We start from the raw sequence: 20,241 nt of genomic DNA, 5'->3' as shown, positions 1-20,241 counted from the left end.
CTGGTTGTCCCGGGCGGCCGGGGTCGGCTTCACCGGGTCTCCGCCGGGACGGCCGCCCGGGGGCGGACGGCACCGGGCACGGGCGGTTCGGGCCGTCGACCCGTTCCGGCGGGCACGTCCCGGCCGGCACCGCGGGCCTCGGCCGGGCGGGGCGACGGGGTGGTCGCGCCGCCATCGGCCGTCCGCCCCGGTCGCCCGGCCTGCGGGGCCCGCCGTGGGCCGGCGGGTTCCGAGGGTACGACGGCAGCCGCCCCGGACGACGCTGGCCGCCCTCCGGTCGGGGTCGCCGTCTCCGGCAGTTCCCGTGCCGCCTCCTCGCCGAGTCGACGGCGCAGGGTGGCCAGCGCGCGGGAGGTCTGGCTCTTCACCGTGCCGGGCGAGATCTCCAGCAGCGCGGCGGTCTGCGCCTCCGACATGTCCTCGTAGAAGCGCAGGACCAGCACGGCCCGCTGCCGGGCGGGCAGCGCGGTCAGGTGCCGCCAGAGCACGTCCCGGTCGAGCTGCTGCTCGATCTCGTCGACCCCGGCCCGCTCGGGCAGCACCTCGGTGGGGCGTTCACCGTGCCAGCGCCGCCGCCACCAGCTGGTCGAGGTGTTGACCATGACCCGCCGGGCGTACGGCTCGATCGCCTCGATCCCGCCGAGCCGCTTGCAGGCCAGGTACGTCTTGGTCAGCGCGGTCTGGAGCAGGTCCTCGGCGGTGGCCCAGTCCCCCGCCAGCAGGTACGCGGTGCGCAGCAGGGCACTGGAGCGCGCCGCGACGAAGTCGCGGAACTCCTCCTCGAGCGGATCCCGCTCGGCCACGCGTCACCTCCGCACCCCGTCCCTGCAGGCAGGGTGCCATGGCCGAGGCGGCGGGGTCGACGGCGAAAGGTTCGCAGTTCCTCCGATGAACGGACGAAAAGCTTCAGGCGCCGTCGTCGGCCTTGGCCTCGTCGGCCTCCTTGCCCAGCCGCGCCTCGACCGCCTGCGGCTCGTACATCTCCTCGACCACACGCAGGTAGAGCTCGTTCGGGTTGGGCAGGTTCTTGATCTCCCGCAGCGCCTGCTCCTGGCCCGCCGACTCCAGCACGAAGGTGCCGTAGTTGAGCGCGCGGCCGGTCGGGGTCTGCTCGTACTTCATGTCGGTGACCCGGACCAGCGGCATCATGGCGACCCGGCGGGTGATGATGCCGTTGACCACCATGACCCGCTTGTTGGTGAGGATGAAGCGGTCGTACCACCAGTCGGCGACCCGCCAGGCGACCCAGCCCATCACCGCGAACCAGAGCAGCACCGCGACGGTGGTGAGAGCGCCGACATCCTGCCCGGCGAGGAAGCCGGAGAGGTAGCCGAGGATGAAGGTCGCGGCGATGCCGACGACGATCGGGGTGGCGAGGTGGATCCAGTGCCGCTTCCACTCGCCCCGGTAGCGCTCGGTGGGGAAGAGGTAGCGGGCCACCAGCGAGCTGGGCTCGTCCTCCAGGGGCAGCACCCGCCGGGGACCCATCGGCATGCCGGAGGCGTCCACCCGCAGCCCGGCCAGCTCCTCCTCGGAGATGGTGGCCTGCTGGTAGCCGGCCTCCGGATCGCGCGCCCAGGTCCGCCCGGAGCGGCCCTCACCGGCGTATCCCGGCCCCTCGCCGTAGCCGATGTCGTCCGAAAGGGACGGACCGTCGCCCAGGCCCGGGCCGGAGCCGTAACCCGGACCGTCGTCGGGACGGAACCGCGGGATCGGCTCGGTGTCCCGCTCCCGGCGCTCCCGGTCGGGGTCGTCGGGATCGAAGGGGGGTCCGGAGGGGCTGCCCATGGGCGGTCAGGCGACGAGGCTGGTGAAGAAGTCGCCGAAGCCCTGGGCGATGTCCATGATGCCGCCGCCGAGCGACTTGAAGACGTCCGCGGCGGAGTTCGGCCGGTAGGCGACGAAGAAGATCAAGAATGCGACGCCGGCCCAGGTGAGGACCTTCTTGACCATAGCGGGCCATCCTCTCGCGCGGGGCCGGGTCCGTTTACCGCAGCGGCACCCAGAGTATCAGTATGGTGTCGTACAGTGAATATCTGCGTCCGTTCCCTGACAAGTCCGTCAGGGCGGTCAGGCCCTGCCGTGCAGGTTGGGTGACGGCGCGCCGTACACGAGTTCGGGCGGTGTCCACTCGGAAAGGTCGTGCAGGACGACGTCTTCCGCGAGGAGGTGACCCGCGCTCGCCGGCCAGGCTATCGCATGCAGCCACATTCCCCGAGCCTCGCCCGCGTACGCGCTTCGATCCGCCGCCGAATTCACCAGCCACAGTGGAGTGGGATGGCCGCCGACCTTGATCCGGGCCGGCTCGACGTGCTCCGGGTGGCCGAGTCCGGGGCCGGGGCCGGTGAGCGCCTCCGCGAGTTCGGGCCCCGGGTCCGGTCCGGACACCCCGGCGAAGCGGGCGCCCAGCCCGACGCCCGGCTCCTCGGCCACCAGCAGGAGTTCGGCCGGTCCCCCGCCCAGCGGCGCCGGACCGGCGCAGGCCACCGCCGTGGCCCGTACGCCGGAGGGGTCGTCCCCGGCCCAGCCGACCCCGGTGACCGTCCAACCCTGCGGCAGCGGCCACGGACACCAGAGCGGCACCCGGGGTCGCTCGGCCTTCTCGTCGGCGACGACGCGGTCCACCACGCTCGCCATGATCTCGGCTCCGATGTTCTCCGGGACGTGCAGCGGCGCGACCGGGCCGCACCGCGCGCACCGCGACTCGGGGTGCATCAGGTCGGGGAGCCGGACCTGACCGGCGCACCTCGGACAACTCACCACGACACTCACATCCCCACCGTGGCCCCCCGCCACCGGCCCGTCAAGCGGAGCGGCCGTTTCCCTTCGGCGAGGCTCGGGCGACCTCAGCCGGGCGGCGGGCCGGCGTGGGCGCGGATCCAGGCGTGCATGGCGATGCCGCTGGCCACACCGGCGTTGATCGACCGGGTCGAGCCGTACTGGGCGATGGAGAAGAGCTGGTCACAGGCGGCGCGAGCCGGGTCGGACAGGCCCGGTCCCTCCTGGCCGAAGAGGAGCACGCAGCGGCGGGGCAGGGTGGTGGTCTCGAGCGGCCGGGAGCCGGGCAGGTTGTCTATGCCCACCACCGGCAGGTCCCGCCCGGCGGCCCAGGCGACGAACTCCTCGATCGTCGGGTGGTGCCGGACGTGCTGGTAGCGATCGGTCACCATGGCGCCGCGCCGGTTCCACCGGCGCAGTCCGACGATGTGCACCTCGGCGGCGAGGAAGGCGTTGGCGTTGCGGACCACCGTGCCGATGTTGAAGTCGTGCTGCCAGTTCTCGATCGCCACGTGGAAGTCGTGCCGGCGCTCGTCCAGGTCGGCGACGACGGCCTCGCGCCGCCAGTACCGGTAGCGGTCGACAACGTTGCGCCGGTCGCCGGCGGCGAGCAGCTCCGGGTCGTAGCGCGGGTCGTCCGGCGGGTCGCCGGGCCACGGTCCGACACCCACGTCGAGCTGGTCCTCGGTCACGGTCACAAGAGGGTACGGCCGGCCGGGGCACCGCCGGACGCCACCCCGGTCACCGCAGCCCCAGGGCACCACCGAGCCGGTCCAGCAACCGTCGGTCGGCGGGACCGGGCGGATCGCCGGCCCGGCAGACCCGGGCGGCCACCGACTCCACCCACTGCCGGTACGCGGCCGAGTCGGCCGGGTCTGCCCGCCGACCGAGTACGCGTACCGCGGCCCGGCAGGCGGCGAGGAGGTCGACCAGGTCGGTGAGCCGGTCGGCCTGGGCCGGCGCCCCGTCGTGGCGGGCGTAGATGGCGGTGACGACGGCGCGTACCAGGTCGCTGTCGGAGGCCCGGCCGGCGGCCACGGCGTCGAGCCCGGCGAGCCCGGCGGCGACGCCACGGGGCGGGCGGCCAGGGGTGGGGGAGGCGGCGGCCACGAGTACCCGGCCGGGCAGGGTGGTGAGCAGGTCCCACTCGGCGGCGGAGTAGACGGCGGTGGTCAGCGGTGCGGCACGGCGTCCGGCAGAGGGCGGCTCTCCGGCGAGGGAGTGGCTCATCTAGACCTCCGGCGTCAGCATATGCCCCGGATCGCGAAAAGGGCCCCTTCCCGACCAGAACGCGGTGGGAAGGGGCCCCGTCGGGGCTGCGGTCAGCGGGGCTCGGGGAAGCTCGGCCGCTCCGGGTCGACGCCGTCCGGCACCGCCGCGGCGGCGTACTCCTTCTTGGGGACCATGACCTTGCGCCGGAAGACGCAGACCAGGGTGCCGTCCTGGTTGTAGCCGCGGGTCTCCACCGCGACGACGCCCCGGTCCGGCTTCGACCCGGACTCGCGCTTGTCCAGCACGGTGGTCTCGCCGTAGATGGTGTCGCCGTGGAAGGTCGGCGCGACGTGCCGCAGCGACTCGACCTCCAGGTTGGCGATCGCCTTGCCGCTGACGTCCGGCACGGACATGCCGAGGAGCAGCGAGTAGATGTAGTTGCCGACCACCACGTTGCGCTTGAACTGGCTCGCCGACTCGGCGTAGTGCGCGTCCATGTGCAGCGGGTGGTGGTTCATGGTGAGCAGGCAGAAGAGGTGGTCGTCGTACTCGGTCACGGTCTTGCCGGGCCAGTGCCGGTAGACCGCGCCGACCTCGAACTCCTCGAAGTAGCGGCCGAACTGCATCCTTGTCCCCTTCGACGGGCGGCGATGGAGTTCGGCACAGCATGCCTTACCGGTGGTTAAGGCGATGACGGGGGCGGAGGCCGAGTGGAAATGTCACACCGGGCGCATCCGGGGGGAGACGCAATGAGCGGCGGGGCCCTCCCCGGCACCCGCCGCCCACGCTCTGATGCCAGAGATTCTGCCGTACGGGGTGGACACATCGACAGAGACGGACGTCACATTTACCGTTTTGTGACATCACTGTGAGTAATCGACGGCACCGTGCTATGCGATCTTTAGCGGCACAGTCACCCCTTGTCAAGGCTGAAGTTACCGATTCGTACCGGCGGGTGGCGTGGATCTCCTTGGAAACGCTCCCATCACGGCAGGTGACGCAAGTGCGTGGTGCATTTGCGTTCCGCAGCGCGGGGTCGACAGATACGGTTCGATAGGTTGCCCGACCTGCGGCCGGCCCCGTCCCGGGCCGTGCCGGTTTCGGCCCGCCCGGGCCGGGAATTCAACCGGGGCTGCCCTGGTTCTACGGGACGAAAAAGCAATCCGCTGATCGGAGAGTGCAATGGCAACGGTTGAGCTGACCACGGCCAACTTCGACGAGGTGACCGGAAGCGACGGCATCGTGCTGGTCGACTTCTGGGCCGAGTGGTGCGGCCCGTGCAAGCGGTTCGCCCCGGTCTACGAGCGCTCCTCGGAGAAGCACCCGGACATCGTCTTCGGCAAGGTCGACACCGAGGCGCAGCAGGAGCTCGGCGCGAAGTTCGACATCCGCTCCATCCCGACGATCATGGCGATCCGGGACGGCGTGATCGTCTTCGCCCAGCCGGGCGCGCTGCCCGAGTCGGCGCTGGAGAACCTGATCGAGCAGGTCCAGGCCCTCGACATGGACGACGTGCGCAAGCAGCTGGCCGAGCACAAGCACTGAGCACCACCCACGACGGCCGGGCTCCCCACCAGGGGGGTCCGGCCGTCGGCGTACCCGCCGACACGCAGGGCCAGCGGCAGACCGCGCAGGGACACCGTCGTGACGTCCCGATCCCGTATCGTCACGACCCGATGGAGACGTTGACCCCCCGCGGCCGCGCGGTCCGGCTGGGCGCGACCGCGCTCGGTCTGGCCCTGCTGCTCGCCGGCACCCTCTGGGGGGTCGACGACCACTTCCCGTTCGGGCCGTTCCGGATGTACTCCACGTCGGAGCCACCGAACGCGCCCGCCCCCGACACCCGGGTGGAGGGCGTCGACCGCACCGGCGCGGTGATCGCGCTCGGTCAGGACGCCACCGGCATCCGCCGCGCCGAGATCGAGGGCCAGCAGGACCGCTACGCCGCCGACCCGACGCTGCTGCGGCAGGTCGCCGACGCGTACGCCGAACGCCACCCCGGCGCGCCGGACCTGGTCGAGGTCCGCATCGTGATCCGCTGGTACGGCATCCACCAGGGCCGACCCACCGGACGGTGGACCGACGAGACCACCGTGCGCTGGCAGGAGGCCCGGTGACCCGCTGGCTGACCGAGGCGGTCCCCCGCGGCCGGGTGGCCGCCTTCCGCACCCTGGTCTACCTCTTCGTCGCCGCCGACCTGGTCGTCTTCACCCCGTGGGTACGCACCCGGGTCGACGTACCGGGCGAGCTCTACCAGCCGTTGCTGATCGGCCGGCTGCTCCCGCTGCCCACCCCGACCCCCACCATGGTCGCGGCCATCTTCTGGACGCTGCTGCCACTGGCCCTGCTCGCCGCGACCGGCCGCGCGCCACGACTGCTCGGCTGGTCGGTCTTCGCGCTCTACTTCGAGTGGATGATCATCGCGATGAGCTACGGGAAGGTCGACCACGACCGGATCGGGCTCCTCGTCGCGCTGGCCGCCCTGCCCACCGCCGGCCGCGCCCGGCACGGCGACTCGACCCGCACCGAGGCCGGCGGCTGGGCGCTGCGGGTCACCCAGATCGCCGTGATCTGCACGTACTTCCTCGCCGCCTGGGCCAAGCTGCGTTTCGGCGGGCTGGACTGGGCGACCGGCTCGGTGCTCGCCCGGGCCATCATCCGGCGCGGCACCGACCTCGCCGACCTGATCGCGCAGGTGCCGTACCTGCTACTCGTCGCCCAGTTCGGCATCCTCGCCTTCGAGTTGCTCAGCCCCGTGGTGTTCCTGCTGCCCGAGCGCTGGCGGGTGGCCACGGTCGGTTTCTTCTACTCGTTCCACCTGGTGACCATCGCGACGATCACCATCTCGTTCGCGCCGCACCTGGTGGCGATGACGAGCTTCCTGCCGCTGGAGCGGATCAGGCCGGTGGTGTGGGCCCGCCAACTGATCACCCGTCGTCGTGACGGCGCCGCGCCGACCGGCCCGGCACCGGAGGATCAGGGGCCGGCACCGGACGACGTACCCGCTGGGGCGCCACCGATGGCCGGCCGGGCACCGGTGGTCGGGCCGGCGACGACGTAGCCCGGCGACGCCGGCGGCGGGTCAGGCGTCGGTGGTGGGGCGGCCGCTCGGGCCGTACAGGCGCTCCCGCGCCTCCTGGGGCAGGGCGCAGGCGGCGGTGCCGCCGGGAAGCCGGTGCCGGTTGCGGGCCACCCAGCGGTACGCGGGCCAGGCGGCGAGGCGGACCGGCGGAACGCGCAGCCCCGCGCCGGCCACCCGCCACAGCGGACCGCTCTCGCCCAGCAGCCGGGCGATGGCGTCGGGCCCGGCGGCGCGGGAGCCGTCGGCGCCGACCCATTGCACCGCCTCCTCGCACTCGGCCTCGGTCAGCCCGAGGGCGTCGAGGTCGGCGAACTGCCACGGCACCACCCGGGCGCCGGTCGGGATGCGCCGCTCGATGAACTCGGCGCACCGGGTGCAGAACGCGCAGTCCCCGTCGTAGACGAAGGTCGACCTCTCCATGGCTCCATCCTCCACCCGCCGCCCAGCGGGCGGGAGCCGGTGTCCGGCGGGTCACTTGCACTCTTCTCGTACACATGTTCGAATGAGTGTCATGCGCTGGGAGAACCTCTCCGCTCCCCCGGACGAGGGGCATCCCGACGGGTCAGCGCCAGCGACTCCACCCCTGCCGCTGGCGCTGCCCGGCGCGATCGCCCGCACCTTCGACACCCCCGGCTTCGCCGGGATGACCTTCTACGAGGTGCAGGCCAAGTCGATCATCAACAAGGTGCCCGGCGCGTCCCGCGTCCCGTTCGAGTGGACGATCAACCCGTACCGCGGATGCAGCCATGCATGCACCTACTGCTATGCGCGCAACACCCACACCTACCTGGACCTCGACGCGGGTGCGGACTTCGATAGCAAGGTGATCGTCAAGGTCAACGCCGGCGAGCTGGTCCGGCGCGAGCTGGCCGCCCCGCGTTGGCGCGGCGCGCACATCGCGATGGGCACCAACGTGGACTGCTACCAGCGGGCCGAGGGTCGGTACCGCTTGATGCCGCCGATCATCGAGGCGCTGCGCGACTTCGCCAACCCGTTCTCCATCCTGACCAAGGGCACGCTGATCCTGCGGGACCTGCCGCTGCTGCGCCAGGCCGCCGAGGTGACCCGGGTCGGCGTCTCGTACTCGGTGGGGTTCGTCGACGAGGCGCTGTGGCGGGCGGTCGAGCCGGGCACCCCGAGCCCGCGCCGGCGACTCGACGCGGTACGCGCGCTCACCGACGCGGGCTTCGAGGTGGGCGTGCTGATGGCGCCGATCCTGCCCGGGCTCAGCGACAGCGACGAGTCGATCGACGCGACGGTGGCGGCGGTGGCCGCGGCCGGGGCGGCCAGCGTGACGCCGCTGGCCCTGCACTTACGCCCCGGCGCCCGCGAGTGGTACGCGCACTGGCTGGCCCGGGAGTTCCCGCACCTGGTGCCGCGCTACCGCGAGCTCTACCGGGCGGGCGCGTACGCGCCGCAGGCGTACCAGCGGGAGTTGACCGCGCGGGTGCGGATCGCGGCCCGCCGGCACGGGCTGCACCGGGGCGAGCGGGGCGACAATCGGCGGCTGCCGACCCCCGAGGTGCTGCCCGCCGCCGAGCAGCTGTCCCTGCTGTAGCCGGCGGGCCACCGCACCGGTGGGGTTAGAGTCGGCGGGTGCGTACCGCTCAGCAGATCCTCGCCGACTCGGCCGTGATCGCCGTCGTGGGCGCGTCCCGCGACCGCCGTAAGGCCGCGCACAGCGTGCCGTTGCAGATGCAGCGGTACGGCTGGCGGATCATCCCGGTCAACCCGACGGTCGACGAACTCTTCGGCGAGCGGGCGTACGCGTCGCTGGCCGACATCCCGCACCCGGTCGACCTGGTGGACGTGTTCCGGCCGGCGGCGGACGCCGTGCAGGTGGTCCGGGACGCCGCGGCGATCGGCGCGCCGGCGGTGTGGCTGCAACTGGGCATCGTCTCGGCGCAGGCGCGGCGGATCGCCGAGGAGGCGGGCATGGACTACGTCGAGGACCGCTGCCTGATCGTGGAGCGCGCCGCCGCCGGGCTGACCCGGCTGGGCTGACCGGCCGGGTTTTGCTGGCGGCCGACCCGTACCCTGCGCCCATGCCTCTGCCGCGGACGCCGCGCCTGCGCCTGCCCCCGACCCGGGACGGACTCTGGTCGCGCCGCCTGCTCTCCCTGGCCGTCGCCGCGGTGGTCGCGGTGGCGGTGGCCGCGCCGCTGCTGGCACTGACCCGGTCCACCACCTTCGACAGCTTCGCCTGCGTCGCCTGGCTGATATTCGGCGTGCACCAACTGGGACGGCGCTGGTGGCCGCGGCGGAACGGCCGGCTGGCCTGGACGGCCCGGGTGGCCGGCCGGGACGCGGTCGAGCCCGGCCTGGTGGCCCGCCGGTCGCTGGCCGGCTGGACGGATCTCCTGGCGGACCTGACCCTGGTGACCGGGACGGCGGTGGTGATCACCTCGTGGTTCCCGACCGACCGGGAGTGGGGCCGGATCGTCCGGACACTGCTGGTCCTCGGCGCGGCGGCGGCAGTGGGACGGATCGCCTACCGGGAGGCGCGGTTCACCGGCCGGTTGGCGCTGACCGCCGGTGGGATCCGCTACGGCAGCCAGTCCTACGACTGGTCGAACATCGACCGGGTCAGCCTGCACAAGCGGGACGGCCGGCTGAACGGGGTACGGCTGCGACCGGTCAGGTGGCAGTCGCTGGAACCGGCGCCGGTGGTCGGTGGTCGGGACACTGCGGTGCCCGAGCAGCGGCTGGCCGCCGCGATCGAGGAGTACCGGTCGCGCCCGTACGTGTTGGCGGGCGGGCCGGTCACCGCCCCGGAGCCGGCTGCCGAGCCGGCCGGACGGTGACCGGCGCACCGGTCAGAGCTTGTACTCCTTGAGCAGGCCCCGGGAGATGATGGTCTTCTGGATCTCCGAGGTGCCCTCGCCGATGAGCAGGAAGGGCGCCTCCCGCATCAGCCGCTCGATCTCGTACTCCTTGGAGTAGCCGTAGCCGCCGTGGATGCGGAACGCCTCCTGGACGACCTCGGCGCAGTACTCCGAGGCGAGCAGCTTGGCCATGCCGGCCTCGACGTCGTTGCGCTGGCCGGCGTCCTTGAGCCGGGCGGCGTTGACCATGAGCGCGTGCGCGGCCTCGATCTTGGTGCCCATCTCGGCGAGCTTGAAGGCGATGGCCTGGTGCTTGGCGAGCGGCTGGCCGAAGGTGCGGCGCTGCTGGGCGTACTGGACAGCCAACTCGAAGGCGCGGATGGAGATGCCACACGCCCGGGCGGCCACGTTGACCCGGCCGACCTCGATGCCGTCCATCATCTGGTAGAAGCCACGGCCGACCTTGTCCGCGCCGCCGAGGACGGCGGACGCGGGGACGGTGACGCCGTCGAGCACCATCTCGGTCGTCTCGACGCCCTTGTAGCCCATCTTGTCGATCTTGCCGGGGATGGTCAGGCCGGGCGCGGTCTCGCCGAAGCCGGGCTCCTTCTCCAGCAGGAAGGTGCTCATGTTGCCGTAGACCGACTCCGCGCCGGTGTCGGTCTTGACCAGGGTGGCCACCACCGACGAGTACGCCCCGTTGGTCAGCCACATTTTCTGGCCGTTGAGGACGTAGTTGTCGCCGTCGCGGACGGCCTTCGACTTGATCGCCGAGACGTCGGAGCCGGTCTCCGGCTCCGACATCGAGAACGCGCCGCGCACCTCGCCGGTGGCCATCTTCGGCAGCAGCCGGGCCTTCTGCTCGGCGGAGCCGTGCTGGGAGATCAGGTACGCCACGATGAAATGGGTGTTGACGATGCCGGAGATCGACATCCAGCCCCGCGACAGCTGCTCGACCACCAGGGCGTAGGTCAGCAGGGACTCGCCCAGGCCGCCGTACTCCTCGTCGATGGTGAGACCGAACAGGCCCATCTCCCGCATCCCGTCGAGGATGTCGGTCGGGTACTCGTCGGCGTGCTCCAGCCGCTGCGCGTGCGGGATGATCTCCTTGTCGGCGAACTCCCGGACGGTTTCCAGGATCGACCGCTGCACGTCGGTCAGGCCGGGCGTCTGGGCGAGTCTGGCCATCTCAGCCTCCGGGGGATCGGCGCATTACTCATGGGTAACTGAACGCTCGGTCAGTATCGGCCCCGGGACGGTCGAGGCCAAGGTGACCAGTCCACACAACCGCTGTGAAAAGGTTCACCGCTGCGGGTAGCGTCCGCAAGTGAGGAGCGCTGTGACCTGCGGCGGAGGAGGCGAACGGACGTGAGTCATCCACCACCCGGCGAGCCGGAGCGGCCGCCGTCGCCGTACGAGCAGCCGGGCCAGCCCTCCGGGCTGCCCCAGTGGGGCCAGCAGCCCGAGCAGCAGCAGTGGGGCCAGCAGCCGGACCAGCCGCAGTGGGGCCAGCAGCCCGAGCAGCAGCAGTGGGGTCAGCGGCCGCAGGAGCACCAGCAGTGGGCGCAGCAGCCGGCGTACCCGCCGCAGGGCCCGTACGGCCAGTACGGCCCGCCACCGGGAGGCGGCGGCGGACCGAACACCATGGCGATCCTGTCGCTGGTCTTCGCCTTCGTCTTCGCCCCGGCCGGGATCGTCCTCGGCCACCTGGCCAAGCGGCAGATCCGGCGGACCGGCGAGGACGGTGACCAGCTCGCCACCTGGGGGCTGATCCTCAGCTACGTCTTCACCGCGATCGGCCTGCTCGCCTGCTGCGGCTGGATCGCCCTGGCCGTCTGGGCCAACTCCGACGGCGGCGGCACCTACAACTGACCCGGGCGGGGGTCAGCGGAACTGCGCCTCGCGGACGCTGTTGCCGCCGTCCACCACCAGCATCTGCCCGGTGATGTACGAGGCGGCCGGCGAGCAGAGGAAGGTGATGGCGGCGGCCACCTCGTCCGGGGTGCCGGGGCGCCCGACCGGGGTGCCCATCCCCTGCTTGATCTCGGCCACCGTCGAGGCCGCCGTGTAGATGGTGCCCGGGGCCACGGAGTTCACGGTCACCCCGTCGGCGATCATCTCCATCGCCAGGGCACGGGTCAGCCCCACCACGCCGGCCTTGGCCGCCGCGTACGCCGCCTCGGTGGGCAGCGCGTTCACCGGCCCTGCGGTGGCCGCCAGGTTCACGATCCGCCCCCAGCCCCGCTCGGCCATCCCGCCGATGAAGGCGCGGCTGCACAGGAACGCGGTGGTCAGGTTCCGGTCGATCTCGCCCCGCCACTCGTCGTAGCTGAGCTGGGCCACCGGGCGCAGCACCTCCGGGCTGGCCCGGCTGGCCAGGCCCGCGTTGTTGACCAGCACCTCGACGTCGCCGAGCTGCTCGGCCACCGCGTCGGCGAGCGCGCCGACCTCGGACTCGTCGGTGAGGTCGGCGACGAAGCCGGTCACGCCCAGCTCGCCGGCCCGTTCGTGGATCCGCCGGGTGGTGGAGACGATCGCCACCCGGGCGCCCAGGTCGGCCAGCCGGCGGGCGGTCGCGTACCCGATGCCGTCGGCGCTGCCCGCGCCGGTGACCAGGGCGACCCGCCCGTCCAGCCGCATGGTGACCGGCTCGGCCACCGGCACCGGCTCGTCCTGGTCCTCCGGCCCGGCCGTGGCGACGGCGCGGGTACGCCGGGCCAGCCCGGGGCGGCTCACGTCCCGCCTCGGTCGGCTGCCGGAACGGTCGGCACCACGCGCGTCGATAGCCATGCCGAGATCCTGCCCGCTCGGGACGTCCCGGGCAACGCGGCACCACGGGGACCTCGGGTTTGTCCGGTCATGACTACCCTGACGGCGCACCCACACGCGACGGAGAGACCTGATGACCTATCCCCCACCGCCCGGCGGCGGCTGGAGCAACCCGGCCGGCGACCCGACACTGCCGGTCAGCGGCCAACCGATCCCGGCGCAGCCGACGGGCAGGGACCCGTACGCCCCGCCGGACCCGTACGCAGCCGCGGTGCCGCCGCACGCGGCTCCGGTCGATCCGTACCAGCCGCACGGCTACCCGCCCCCGACCGGCTACCCCGGGTACGGCTACCCACCCGCCCCGCAGACCAACGGCCTGGCCATCGCCGCGATGGTCGTCTCGATCCTCGGCGCGCTCGGCCTCTGCGGCTACGGGCTCGGCGGCTGGATCGGGCTGATCGGCGCGATCCTCGGCCACGTGTCCCGCAAGCAGATCCGGGAGCGGGGTGAAGGCGGTGAGGGCTTCGCCACCGCCGGCATCATCGTGGGCTGGATCGCCACCGTGATCGCGCTGCTGGCCACCATCGCCATCGTGGTGTTCTTCGTCTGGCTGGCGAACCAGGACCCGTCGACCTACGACAGCAGCACCTACTGACCGGTGCCGCCGCCCCGGTCGCCCCGGGGCGGCGGCGTACGGCTCATTCCGACGGCGGGGTGAAGCTGGAGGTGCGGGTCATCCCGGCGGCGCGCCCCTTGGCGGCGATCACCAGGGCCATCTTGCGGGACGCCTCGTCGATCATCTCGTCGCCGAGCATCACCGCGCCGAGCTTGCCGCCGGCCTCCGAGGTGTAGTGCTCGTAGGCGTCGAGGATCAGCTCGGCGTGGTCGTAGTCGGCCTGGGCCGGCTGGTAGACCTCGTTGGCGGCGTCGATCTGGCCGGGGTGCAGCACCCACTTGCCGTCGAAGCCCAGCGCCGCGGAGCGCTTGGCCACCTCGCGGAACGCGTCGACGTCGCGGATCTGCAGGAACGGGCCGTCGATGGCCTGCTTGTCGTGCATCCGGGCGGCCATCAGGATCCGCATCAGGATGTAGTGGTAGGGGTCGCCCGGGTAGTCCGGGATCAGCGCGCCGACCACCAGCGACTTCATGTTGATCGAGGCCATGAAGTCGGCCGGACCGAAGATGATGGTCTCGACCCGGGGCGAGGCGGCGGCGATGGCGTCGACGTTGACCAGGCCGGCGGCGTTCTCGATCTGCGCCTCGATGCCGATCCGGCCGACCTCCAGGCCCAGGGTCTTCTCGATCTGGGTCAGCGTCAGGTCCAGCCACTGCACCTGGGCGGCGTTCTGCACCTTCGGCAGCATGATGCAGTCGAGGTTCGCGCCGGCGCCCTCGACCACCTCGATGACGTCCCGGTAGGTCCACGGGGTGGTCAGGTCGTTGACCCGGACCACCCGGGTCTTGCCGGCCCAGTCGCCCTCGTTGAGCGCCGCGACGATGTTCTTGCGGGCGTCCGGCTTGGCCAGCGGGGCGACCGCGTCCTCCAGGTCGAGGAAGACCTGGTCGGCGGGGAGGCCCTGGGCCTTGCCGAGCATCTTGACGCTGGAACCCGGCACGGCGAGGCAGGACCGGCGGGGGCGACCGACTGCGGCCATTGGATGCGCTCCTTCCAGCGTCCGGCGGGCACGCCGACGCCACCTGGATGACGAGAACGAGAACTTAACGATCCCAAAGGGCGTTGTGACGCCACGGTAACCTCGTGCCGTGACCGGGGTGAATGGACCTGTGGAAGATCTCACTGAGCGTCGGATCGTGGTGGTGACCGGGGCCAGCTCCGGCATCGGCCTGGCCGCCGCGACGGCCCTGGCCCGCCGGGGCGACCAGGTCGTGCTGGTCGGGCGGGACCCGGGCCGGCTCCAGGCCGCCGGCGACCGGGTACGCGAGGCCTGCGGCGAGCGCCCCGAGCTGTTCCGCGCCGACTTCGCCGTGCTGGACGACGTACGCGGGCTCGCCGAGCGGCTGCGGGCCGCGTACGACCGGATCGACGTGCTGGCCAACAACGCCGGGGCGATCGTGCTGGAACCGCTCACCACCGTGGACGGCTTCGAGCTCTCGATGCAGGCCAACCACCTGGCCCCGTTCCTGCTGAGCAACCTGCTGGCCGACCGGATCGGCCGGATGGTGGTGACGGCCTCCGGCGCGCACCGCAGCGGGGCGCTCGACCCGGACGACCTGAACGCCACGCTGCGCCCGTACCGGCCGGTCCGCGCGTACGGCACCAGCAAGCAGGCGAACATCCTGTTCACCGCGGAGGCGGCCCGGCGCTGGCCGGACGTCCGGTCGTACTGCTTCCACCCCGGGGTGGTGCGGACCCGGTTCGGGGCGGACAGCCGGCTGGTCGCCCTCGGCATGCGGCTGCTGCCGTTCCGCAGCCCGGAGCGGGGCGCGGAGACGCTGGTCTGGCTGGCCAACCAGGACCCGTCCCGGCTGGTCGACGGCGCCTACTACGCCGACCGGAAGCTGCGCCGGCCGCTGCGCAAGGCGGCCGACCCGCAGCTCGCCGCCCGGCTCTGGACGGCCAGCGCCGAGGCCGTCGGCATCGCCGGATGAGCGCGCCGGACGAGGGGCTCTTCCTGGTGGCGGTGGTCGACCTGGCACCCGACGCCGTCGACGCCGGCCACCGGTACGAGGACGCCGTGCTCGGGCTGCTCGGGCGGCACGGCGGACGGCTGGAACGGCGGTTGCACAGCACCGACGAACGGACCGAGGTGCACCTGATCCGGTTCGCGTCGCGGGCCGGGCTGGCGGCGTTCCTGGCCGACCCGGACCGGGTGGCCCAGCGGGCGGCGATCGGCGACGCGGCACCGACCACCCGGGTGATCGAGGTCCACGACCGCTGACCGCCCACCGGGCGGCCCCGGCGGTCACTCGCGGAGGTGCACCGGGACGCTGGTGACCACCACCCCCGGCAGCGGCCGCAACGCCCGGCGCAGCCGCTGCTCGGTCCGGCTGTGCAGCGGGCGGTGCCAGCTCCGGCGCAGCACCACCTCGGGCACGATCACGGTCAGCACCAGCTCCGGCCCGGTCTCGTGCAGCGCCTCCAGGTAGTGCGCCAGCGGCCCGATCACCGCCCGGTACGGCGACACGATGGTCTCCAGCCGCACGTGGTCCCCCCAGGCCCGCCACTGCTCGCGGAACCGGTCCGCCTCCGCCTCCTCTGGCGCGATGTGCACCGCCAGGGTCGGCTGGCCCAGCGACACCGCGTACGCCAGGGCGCGCAGCGATGCCCGGTTGAGCCGGGCCATCGGGACCACCACCAGGTGGCGTACCTGTTGGGGCAGTTCCTCTCCCTCGGCGGGCCCGGCGGCGACGGGCGCGACCGGCGGCGGGTGCAGGGCCAGCGCGGCGTGCAGGTTCCGGTAGTGCCGGTGCACCCGGTAAAAGAGGAACACGAGCAGCGGTACGGCGATCACCACCACCCAGGCGCCCTCGGTGAACTTGGCGACCGCCGCGGTGACGAGCACCAGCCCGGAGAGCGCGGCGCCGACCGCGTTGACCGCCAGCCGGCCCCGCCAGCCGGCCCCGCGCCGGCGGCGCCAGTGCACCACCATCCCGGCCTGGGAGAGGGTGAAGGCGAGGAACACCCCGACCGCGTAGAGCGGGATCAGCCCCTCGGTGTACCCGCCGAAGGCGACGAAGACCAGCGCGGCGGTCGCGGCGAGCGCGACCAGGCCATGGCTGAACGCCAGCCGGTCCCCCATGTGCAGGAAGCGGCGCGGCGCGTGACCGGCCCGGGCCATGAAGAACAGCAGCCGGGGGAAGCCGTTGAAGGCGGTGTTCGCCGCCAGCAGCAGGATCAGCGCGGTGGCGGCCTGGATCAGGCCGTACCAGGGACCGGTCGGAAAGGTGACCCGGGCCAGCTGGGAGAGCAGGGTCTCCTCCGTCGTCGGCACCAGGCCGGCCAGGTGGATCAGCAGGGTGAGCGCGGCGAAGAGCAGCACCAGCATCGCCACCATCCAGCCCAGGGTGGTGCGGGCGTTGCGCCACTCGGGCGGGCGGAACGCCGGGACCGCGTTGGACACCGCCTCGATGCCGGTCATCGACACCGCGCCCGAGGCGAAGGCGCGCAGCACCAGCAGCAGGCCGAGCCCCTCGGCCGCCGGCACCGCCGGCGGCGGCACCGGCGTGAAGCCGCGTCCGGTGACCCGCAGGTAGCCGACCGCCAGCAGGGCCAGCAACGCGACCACGAAGGCGTACGTGGGGAGCACGAAGATGTTGCCGGCGGTCCGGACCCCGCGCAGGTTGGCGGCGAGCAGCACCGCGATGACCAGCACCCCGAGCGGGACGGCGAACGGCGCCAGCCCGGGCAGCGCCGAGGTGACCGCGTGCACCCCGGCGGCCACCGAGACGGCCACGGTCAACACGTAGTCGAGGATCAGCCCGGCCGCGGCGGTCAGCCCCGCCGCGGTGCCCAGGTTGTCCCCCGCGACGATGTACGACCCGGCGCCGTGCGGGTAGGCGTGGATGGTCTGCCGGTAGGAGACGCCGACGGCGATCATGAGCACCACCAGCGCGGCGGCCAGCGGCAGGGAGAGCCCCAACGCCGCGCTGCCGGCCAGCACCAGCACGGCCAGCATCGCCTCCGGCCCGTACGCCACCGAACTGAGCAGGTCGGAGGAGAGCACCGGCAGCGCCACCAGCTTGCGCATCCGCTCGTAGAGCACCGCCGCGCTGGACAGCGGCGGCCCGAAAACGGCCCGCCGCAGCCGGGTCAGCGCCCGGCCGAACCGGGTGCCGGGCAGGTTGGCCGGTTCGGTGGCGACCAGTTCGTCCGGCTGCTCCCGGCGGAACATGGCGATCGGGGCCAGCCGGCCGAAGCGGGTCGGGGTGGGACGCTCCCCCTGCCGACCGAGGGTCGGGTCGATCGGCAGCTCGCCCGGTTGGTCGGCGCGCCAGCGGTCGCCGATCCGGCGCAGGGTGCCCAGTTCCTCCGGGTCGAGCGGCGGGAACTCGGCCGACGGGGTGACGACGGTGCCGCTGTCGGCCTCGTCCTCGTCGCCCGGTCGCCCCGCCATCTCGCCACACCTCCCTCCGCACTCTCACGCGCGAGCGGCGGTCGTGGCGGCGGAATCGGCGTTCTCCCGCGAAGCGCCGAGCGGGCGGTGGCAGCCGGCGGTGGGCCGAGCGGGCCGATCCGGGGTCGGGCGCCGGGTGGCCCCGGCGTCGGGCCGCTGGTCGACCGACCGGCGGGGACGGGGCGAGCCGGAGTCAGGCCGCCGGCGGGGCGGCGTCGGCGGGGACCGGGGCCGGTGCGGGGCGGCGGCCGGCACGGGCGCCACCGAGCACCACCACGGCCACCCCGACCAGCAGCAGGGCCAGCCCGGGCAGGGCGAGCGGGCGGGGCAGCTGAGCGAGCCAGACCCAGCCGATCAGGGCGGCGCCGGGCGCCTCCAGCAGGATCAGCACGCTGACCGTGGTGGCCGACACGCGGCGCAGGGCGTAGTTGAACATCGAGTGCCCGAGCAGCTGGGCGCCGGCGACGAGGCCGAGGATGGCCAGCCAGGTGGCGGAGTCGTACCCGCGCAGTGGCACGCCGCCGACCAGGCACACCACCAGCAGGATCAGCGCGCACACCCCGTAGCAGATGGTGGTGTAGGTGGTGGTGCTGATGGTGGCCCGGGCGCGCTCGCCGAACGCGGTGTAGACCGCGGCGAACAGGCCGCCGGTGATCGCCAGCAGGTCCCCGGCGAAGGCCCGTCCGGAGACGGCGACGTCCGCCCCGGTGGCGAGCACCGCGCCCGTCACGGCCACCGCGATGCCGACCCAGACGGCGTACGGCAGGTGCCGGCCCTGCCAGCGGGCGATCAGCCCCTGCCAGATCGGCTGGGTGGCGCCGAGCGCGGTGGCCGCGGCGACCGAGGTGAGCTGCGCGCTCGGCATCCAGGTGGCGAAGTGGGCGGCCAGCGCCACGCCGGAGAGCACGCAGTACCAGCCCTCCCGCCGGCCCGCCCCCACGGTCAGCGCCCGGAACTCGGCCCGGCGGCGGGCCAGCGAGAACGGGCCGAGCACGGCGACCGAGAGCAGGTTGCGCCAGAACGCGACGGCCAGCGCCGGGGCCGCGGCGAAGGCGATCAGCGGGGCGGAGGAGGAGACGGCGGCGACGGCGAGCGCGAGGACGCCGACGGTCAGCGGGTCCACCGTCGGGCGGTGCGGGGTGGGGGACACGGAGAGCAATACTCACACAACTTTGGACACCACTCAGCGTCAACGCTCCGTTACGATCATGCGCGTCCGCGCCGGCGATCCCTCGACGTCCGGAGGCGCTTTCCCATGCCCAGGTACCCTGCGGTGCTGTTCGACTTCTTCGGCACCCTGACCCGCTGCGTCCAGCGCGGCCCCGCCCACGAAACCACCGCCGACCTGCTCGGTTGTCCCGTCGACACGCTCGCCGCGGTCCTCGACCGCACCTTCTACCAGCGGGCCAGCGGCCGGCACGGCAACGCCGAGGCGACGCTGCGCTGGGTCTGCGTCCAGGCCGGCGTCCACCCCTCCGACGACGCCATCCGGGCTGCGGTGGCCTCCCGGCACCGGGCGGTACGCGCCGACACCCGGCTGCGCGACGACGCGGTACCCGCGCTCGCCGCGCTGCGGGAGCGGGGCATCCGCACCGGCGTGGTCAGCGACTGCACCCACGAGCTGCCGGCGTTCCTGCCGCAGCTGGCCGTCGCCCCGCTGCTCGACGCGCGGGTCTTCTCCGTCCACGTCGGCCGGTGCAAGCCGGACCCGGCGCTCTACCTGGCCGCCTGCCGTCGGCTCGCCGTGCGGCCCGAGGACTGCCTCTACGTCGGTGACGGTGGCAGCCGGGAGCTGACCGGTGCGCAGCGGGCGGGGATGACCGCCGTGCGGCTGGTCGCCCCCGACCTGGCCGGTCACCTGGTCTTCGACGCCGAGCCGGACTGGGACGGCCCGGTCGTCGGCTCGCTGAGCGAGGTGGTCGAGCTGGTCGACGCGGTGCCGGTGGGTTGCTGAGCGCTCAGCGGCTGTCGGGAAACACCGGGCGAGGTTTCCCGACAGCCGCTCAACGGCGGCGGACCTTGTGCAGGCGGAACGGTTTGCGGGTGGCGCGCACGGCGGGAGTCTCGCGCGGCACCTCGGCCAGCGAGTCGGCCGGCAGGTCCGTGCCGGCGTCCGGCGCGCCGGCCGGGGCGAGCCGGGTCAGCGCGCAGCCGTCGGCCGCCCAGCGGGCCACCAGGTCGGCGGTGGGTCCGGAGGCGTTCAGCCGCTTCGCCGCCACCAGCGGGGCGGAGGTCTCCCACGCCTCGGTGGCCGGCGCCAACCGGGTCACCTGGGCCGGCCAGGTCACGATCCGCCCGCCGTGGTCGCCGCGCAGGGTCACCCGCGCCTGCGCCGCCTCGGCCAGCCCGGGCGCGGACTGCTCGCCCGGCCCGCTGACCACGAAGAGCGACCCCTCCAGCGGCACGCACCACAGCGCCAGCGCCGGGCCGTCGCCGACGCTCACCCAGGCCACGGCCGCCTTCTTCATCGCCTCGTCGACCAGGGGCGTCGACATCGGGT

The 20,241-nt window shown here is 73.2% G+C and carries 25 protein-coding genes; 11 read left to right on the top strand and 14 right to left on the bottom strand.

Annotation, left to right across the window (positions count from 1 at the left end):
• Nucleotides 1–29: 29 nt before the first annotated feature.
• The 7 genes from ACTMS9_RS03700 to ACTMS9_RS03670 all read right to left on the bottom strand — a co-directional run bounded on the left by ACTMS9_RS03700 (nucleotide 30) and on the right by ACTMS9_RS03670 (nucleotide 4,616).
• Entirely contained in the window at nucleotides 30–803 is a 774-nt protein-coding gene (locus tag ACTMS9_RS03700; RefSeq protein WP_441164122.1) for a SigE family RNA polymerase sigma factor, read from the bottom strand.
• 103 nt (nucleotides 804–906) lie between these two features.
• Nucleotides 907–1,788, bottom strand: coding sequence for a PH domain-containing protein (locus ACTMS9_RS03695; protein ID WP_280839223.1), 882 nt, complete (start codon nucleotides 1,786–1,788; stop codon nucleotides 907–909).
• 6 nt (nucleotides 1,789–1,794) lie between these two features.
• Complete coding sequence (locus ACTMS9_RS03690) at nucleotides 1,795–1,953, bottom strand: hypothetical protein (protein ID WP_170285364.1); 159 nt, start codon at nucleotides 1,951–1,953, stop codon at nucleotides 1,795–1,797.
• A gap of 117 nt (nucleotides 1,954–2,070) precedes the next feature.
• Nucleotides 2,071–2,772, bottom strand: coding sequence for a DUF6758 family protein (locus tag ACTMS9_RS03685; RefSeq protein WP_441147483.1), 702 nt, complete (start codon nucleotides 2,770–2,772; stop codon nucleotides 2,071–2,073).
• A gap of 74 nt (nucleotides 2,773–2,846) precedes the next feature.
• Nucleotides 2,847–3,470, bottom strand: coding sequence for a TrmH family RNA methyltransferase (locus tag ACTMS9_RS03680; protein ID WP_280839222.1), 624 nt, complete (start codon nucleotides 3,468–3,470; stop codon nucleotides 2,847–2,849).
• Nucleotides 3,471–3,519: 49 nt separating this feature from the next.
• Nucleotides 3,520–4,008, bottom strand: coding sequence for a hypothetical protein (locus ACTMS9_RS03675; protein WP_441147485.1), 489 nt, complete (start codon nucleotides 4,006–4,008; stop codon nucleotides 3,520–3,522).
• Between the two features lie 92 nt (nucleotides 4,009–4,100).
• Nucleotides 4,101–4,616, bottom strand: a complete 516-nt coding sequence (locus ACTMS9_RS03670) for a MaoC family dehydratase (protein ID WP_179802973.1) — start codon at nucleotides 4,614–4,616, stop codon at nucleotides 4,101–4,103.
• 556 nt (nucleotides 4,617–5,172) lie between these two features.
• Here ACTMS9_RS03670 and trxA point away from each other — a divergent pair.
• The 3 genes from trxA to ACTMS9_RS03655 all read left to right on the top strand — a co-directional run bounded on the left by trxA (nucleotide 5,173) and on the right by ACTMS9_RS03655 (nucleotide 7,051).
• A complete protein-coding gene (trxA, locus tag ACTMS9_RS03665; protein ID WP_441147487.1) occupies nucleotides 5,173–5,535 on the top strand; it encodes a thioredoxin in 363 nt (120 codons plus the stop codon).
• 131 nt (nucleotides 5,536–5,666) lie between these two features.
• The gene (locus ACTMS9_RS03660; RefSeq protein ID WP_210777477.1) at nucleotides 5,667–6,107 is read left to right on the top strand and encodes a hypothetical protein; all 441 of its coding nucleotides are present in this window, start codon (nucleotides 5,667–5,669) and stop codon (nucleotides 6,105–6,107) included.
• Nucleotides 6,104–7,051, top strand: coding sequence for an MFS transporter permease (locus ACTMS9_RS03655; protein WP_441164121.1), 948 nt, complete (start codon nucleotides 6,104–6,106; stop codon nucleotides 7,049–7,051). Before ACTMS9_RS03660 ends, ACTMS9_RS03655 begins: the two co-directional genes overlap by 4 nt.
• Before the next feature lie 21 nt (nucleotides 7,052–7,072).
• Here the strand turns inward: ACTMS9_RS03655 and ACTMS9_RS03650 are convergent, their stop codons facing one another.
• Nucleotides 7,073–7,492 (bottom strand): thiol-disulfide oxidoreductase DCC family protein, encoded by a 420-nt coding sequence (locus ACTMS9_RS03650; RefSeq protein WP_154939833.1) that lies wholly within the window; start codon nucleotides 7,490–7,492, stop codon nucleotides 7,073–7,075.
• A 91-nt stretch (nucleotides 7,493–7,583) separates the two neighbouring features.
• Here ACTMS9_RS03650 and ACTMS9_RS03645 point away from each other — a divergent pair, with 91 nt between their 5' ends.
• From ACTMS9_RS03645 to ACTMS9_RS03635, 3 genes are read left to right on the top strand one after another with little or no spacing between them, the layout of a single operon-like run.
• Nucleotides 7,584–8,630 (top strand): Rv2578c family radical SAM protein, encoded by a 1,047-nt coding sequence (locus ACTMS9_RS03645; RefSeq protein WP_441147656.1) that lies wholly within the window; start codon nucleotides 7,584–7,586, stop codon nucleotides 8,628–8,630.
• A 38-nt stretch (nucleotides 8,631–8,668) separates the two neighbouring features.
• Nucleotides 8,669–9,076, top strand: coding sequence for a CoA-binding protein (locus ACTMS9_RS03640; RefSeq protein WP_441147493.1), 408 nt, complete (start codon nucleotides 8,669–8,671; stop codon nucleotides 9,074–9,076).
• Nucleotides 9,077–9,117: 41 nt separating this feature from the next.
• Entirely contained in the window at nucleotides 9,118–9,876 is a 759-nt protein-coding gene (locus tag ACTMS9_RS03635; RefSeq protein ID WP_441164120.1) for a hypothetical protein, read from the top strand.
• Between the two features lie 12 nt (nucleotides 9,877–9,888).
• Here the strand turns inward: ACTMS9_RS03635 and ACTMS9_RS03630 are convergent, their stop codons facing one another.
• Nucleotides 9,889–11,085 carry an acyl-CoA dehydrogenase family protein gene (locus ACTMS9_RS03630; RefSeq protein ID WP_088964115.1) on the bottom strand — a complete coding sequence of 399 codons (1,197 nt, stop codon included), beginning with the start codon at nucleotides 11,083–11,085 and terminating at the stop codon, nucleotides 9,889–9,891.
• Between the two features lie 180 nt (nucleotides 11,086–11,265).
• Here ACTMS9_RS03630 and ACTMS9_RS03625 point away from each other — a divergent pair, with 180 nt between their 5' ends.
• Nucleotides 11,266–11,769 carry a DUF4190 domain-containing protein gene (locus ACTMS9_RS03625; protein ID WP_441164119.1) on the top strand — a complete coding sequence of 168 codons (504 nt, stop codon included), beginning with the start codon at nucleotides 11,266–11,268 and terminating at the stop codon, nucleotides 11,767–11,769.
• Nucleotides 11,770–11,781: 12 nt separating this feature from the next.
• On the opposite strand, the gene ACTMS9_RS03620 is transcribed toward ACTMS9_RS03625, so the two are convergent.
• Complete coding sequence (locus tag ACTMS9_RS03620) at nucleotides 11,782–12,687, bottom strand: SDR family NAD(P)-dependent oxidoreductase (RefSeq protein WP_441164118.1); 906 nt, start codon at nucleotides 12,685–12,687, stop codon at nucleotides 11,782–11,784.
• Between the two features lie 112 nt (nucleotides 12,688–12,799).
• Here ACTMS9_RS03620 and ACTMS9_RS03615 point away from each other — a divergent pair, with 112 nt between their 5' ends.
• Nucleotides 12,800–13,321, top strand: coding sequence for a DUF4190 domain-containing protein (locus ACTMS9_RS03615; RefSeq protein WP_441164117.1), 522 nt, complete (start codon nucleotides 12,800–12,802; stop codon nucleotides 13,319–13,321).
• 43 nt (nucleotides 13,322–13,364) lie between these two features.
• On the opposite strand, the gene ACTMS9_RS03610 is transcribed toward ACTMS9_RS03615, so the two are convergent.
• Complete coding sequence (locus ACTMS9_RS03610; RefSeq protein ID WP_088964118.1) at nucleotides 13,365–14,321, bottom strand: HpcH/HpaI aldolase/citrate lyase family protein; 957 nt, start codon at nucleotides 14,319–14,321, stop codon at nucleotides 13,365–13,367.
• Nucleotides 14,322–14,451: 130 nt separating this feature from the next.
• Between ACTMS9_RS03610 and ACTMS9_RS03605 the strand changes: the two genes are divergently transcribed.
• Together ACTMS9_RS03605 and ACTMS9_RS03600 are read left to right on the top strand one after the other, a co-directional pair.
• Nucleotides 14,452–15,276 (top strand): SDR family NAD(P)-dependent oxidoreductase, encoded by an 825-nt coding sequence (locus ACTMS9_RS03605; protein WP_441164116.1) that lies wholly within the window; start codon nucleotides 14,452–14,454, stop codon nucleotides 15,274–15,276.
• Nucleotides 15,273–15,566 (top strand): hypothetical protein, encoded by a 294-nt coding sequence (locus tag ACTMS9_RS03600; RefSeq protein WP_441164115.1) that lies wholly within the window; start codon nucleotides 15,273–15,275, stop codon nucleotides 15,564–15,566. The genes ACTMS9_RS03605 and ACTMS9_RS03600 overlap by 4 nt, the downstream gene beginning before the upstream one ends.
• Before the next feature lie 24 nt (nucleotides 15,567–15,590).
• Here the strand turns inward: ACTMS9_RS03600 and ACTMS9_RS03595 are convergent, their stop codons facing one another.
• Together ACTMS9_RS03595 and ACTMS9_RS03590 are read right to left on the bottom strand one after the other, a co-directional pair.
• A complete protein-coding gene (locus ACTMS9_RS03595) occupies nucleotides 15,591–17,741 on the bottom strand; it encodes an APC family permease (protein ID WP_441164114.1) in 2,151 nt (716 codons plus the stop codon).
• A gap of 193 nt (nucleotides 17,742–17,934) precedes the next feature.
• Complete coding sequence (locus ACTMS9_RS03590) at nucleotides 17,935–18,900, bottom strand: DMT family transporter (protein WP_441147509.1); 966 nt, start codon at nucleotides 18,898–18,900, stop codon at nucleotides 17,935–17,937.
• Nucleotides 18,901–18,996: 96 nt separating this feature from the next.
• On the opposite strand from ACTMS9_RS03590, the gene ACTMS9_RS03585 reads away from it, so the two are divergent.
• On the top strand, nucleotides 18,997–19,695 hold the full coding sequence (locus ACTMS9_RS03585; protein ID WP_441147511.1) for an HAD family hydrolase: 699 nt from the start codon (nucleotides 18,997–18,999) through the stop codon (nucleotides 19,693–19,695).
• A 49-nt stretch (nucleotides 19,696–19,744) separates the two neighbouring features.
• Here the strand turns inward: ACTMS9_RS03585 and ACTMS9_RS03580 are convergent, their stop codons facing one another.
• Nucleotides 19,745–20,236: a hypothetical protein gene (locus ACTMS9_RS03580; protein WP_441147658.1), complete on the bottom strand. Its 492-nt coding sequence runs from the start codon at nucleotides 20,234–20,236 to the stop codon at nucleotides 19,745–19,747.
• Between the last annotated feature and the right edge of the window lie 5 nt (nucleotides 20,237–20,241).

Origin of the sequence: Micromonospora sp. L31 (assembly GCF_052068075.1) — a bacterium.
Classification (GTDB): domain Bacteria; phylum Actinomycetota; class Actinomycetes; order Mycobacteriales; family Micromonosporaceae; genus Micromonospora; species Micromonospora purpureochromogenes.
Note: the sequence above shows the minus strand (reverse complement) of the source record. Positions and strands in the feature narration are given on the sequence as shown.

Coding starts and splice junctions, on each gene's coding strand:
- ACTMS9_RS03695 (WP_280839223.1), bottom strand. CDS start 1,788: ATGGGCAGCCCCTCCGGACCCCCCTTCGATCCCGACGACCCCGACCGG.
- ACTMS9_RS03690 (WP_170285364.1), bottom strand. CDS start 1,953: ATGGTCAAGAAGGTCCTCACCTGGGCCGGCGTCGCATTCTTGATCTTC.
- ACTMS9_RS03675 (WP_441147485.1), bottom strand. CDS start 4,008: ATGAGCCACTCCCTCGCCGGAGAGCCGCCCTCTGCCGGACGCCGTGCC.
- ACTMS9_RS03670 (WP_179802973.1), bottom strand. CDS start 4,616: ATGCAGTTCGGCCGCTACTTCGAGGAGTTCGAGGTCGGCGCGGTCTAC.
- trxA (WP_441147487.1), top strand. CDS start 5,173: ATGGCAACGGTTGAGCTGACCACGGCCAACTTCGACGAGGTGACCGGA.
- ACTMS9_RS03660 (WP_210777477.1), top strand. CDS start 5,667: ATGGAGACGTTGACCCCCCGCGGCCGCGCGGTCCGGCTGGGCGCGACC.
- ACTMS9_RS03650 (WP_154939833.1), bottom strand. CDS start 7,492: ATGGAGAGGTCGACCTTCGTCTACGACGGGGACTGCGCGTTCTGCACC.
- ACTMS9_RS03645 (WP_441147656.1), top strand. CDS start 7,584: ATGCGCTGGGAGAACCTCTCCGCTCCCCCGGACGAGGGGCATCCCGAC.
- ACTMS9_RS03635 (WP_441164120.1), top strand. CDS start 9,118: ATGCCTCTGCCGCGGACGCCGCGCCTGCGCCTGCCCCCGACCCGGGAC.
- ACTMS9_RS03630 (WP_088964115.1), bottom strand. CDS start 11,085: ATGGCCAGACTCGCCCAGACGCCCGGCCTGACCGACGTGCAGCGGTCG.
- ACTMS9_RS03620 (WP_441164118.1), bottom strand. CDS start 12,687: ATGGCTATCGACGCGCGTGGTGCCGACCGTTCCGGCAGCCGACCGAGG.
- ACTMS9_RS03615 (WP_441164117.1), top strand. CDS start 12,800: ATGACCTATCCCCCACCGCCCGGCGGCGGCTGGAGCAACCCGGCCGGC.
- ACTMS9_RS03610 (WP_088964118.1), bottom strand. CDS start 14,321: ATGGCCGCAGTCGGTCGCCCCCGCCGGTCCTGCCTCGCCGTGCCGGGT.
- ACTMS9_RS03600 (WP_441164115.1), top strand. CDS start 15,273: ATGAGCGCGCCGGACGAGGGGCTCTTCCTGGTGGCGGTGGTCGACCTG.
- ACTMS9_RS03595 (WP_441164114.1), bottom strand. CDS start 17,741: ATGGCGGGGCGACCGGGCGACGAGGACGAGGCCGACAGCGGCACCGTC.
- ACTMS9_RS03585 (WP_441147511.1), top strand. CDS start 18,997: ATGCCCAGGTACCCTGCGGTGCTGTTCGACTTCTTCGGCACCCTGACC.
- ACTMS9_RS03580 (WP_441147658.1), bottom strand. CDS start 20,236: ATGTCGACGCCCCTGGTCGACGAGGCGATGAAGAAGGCGGCCGTGGCC.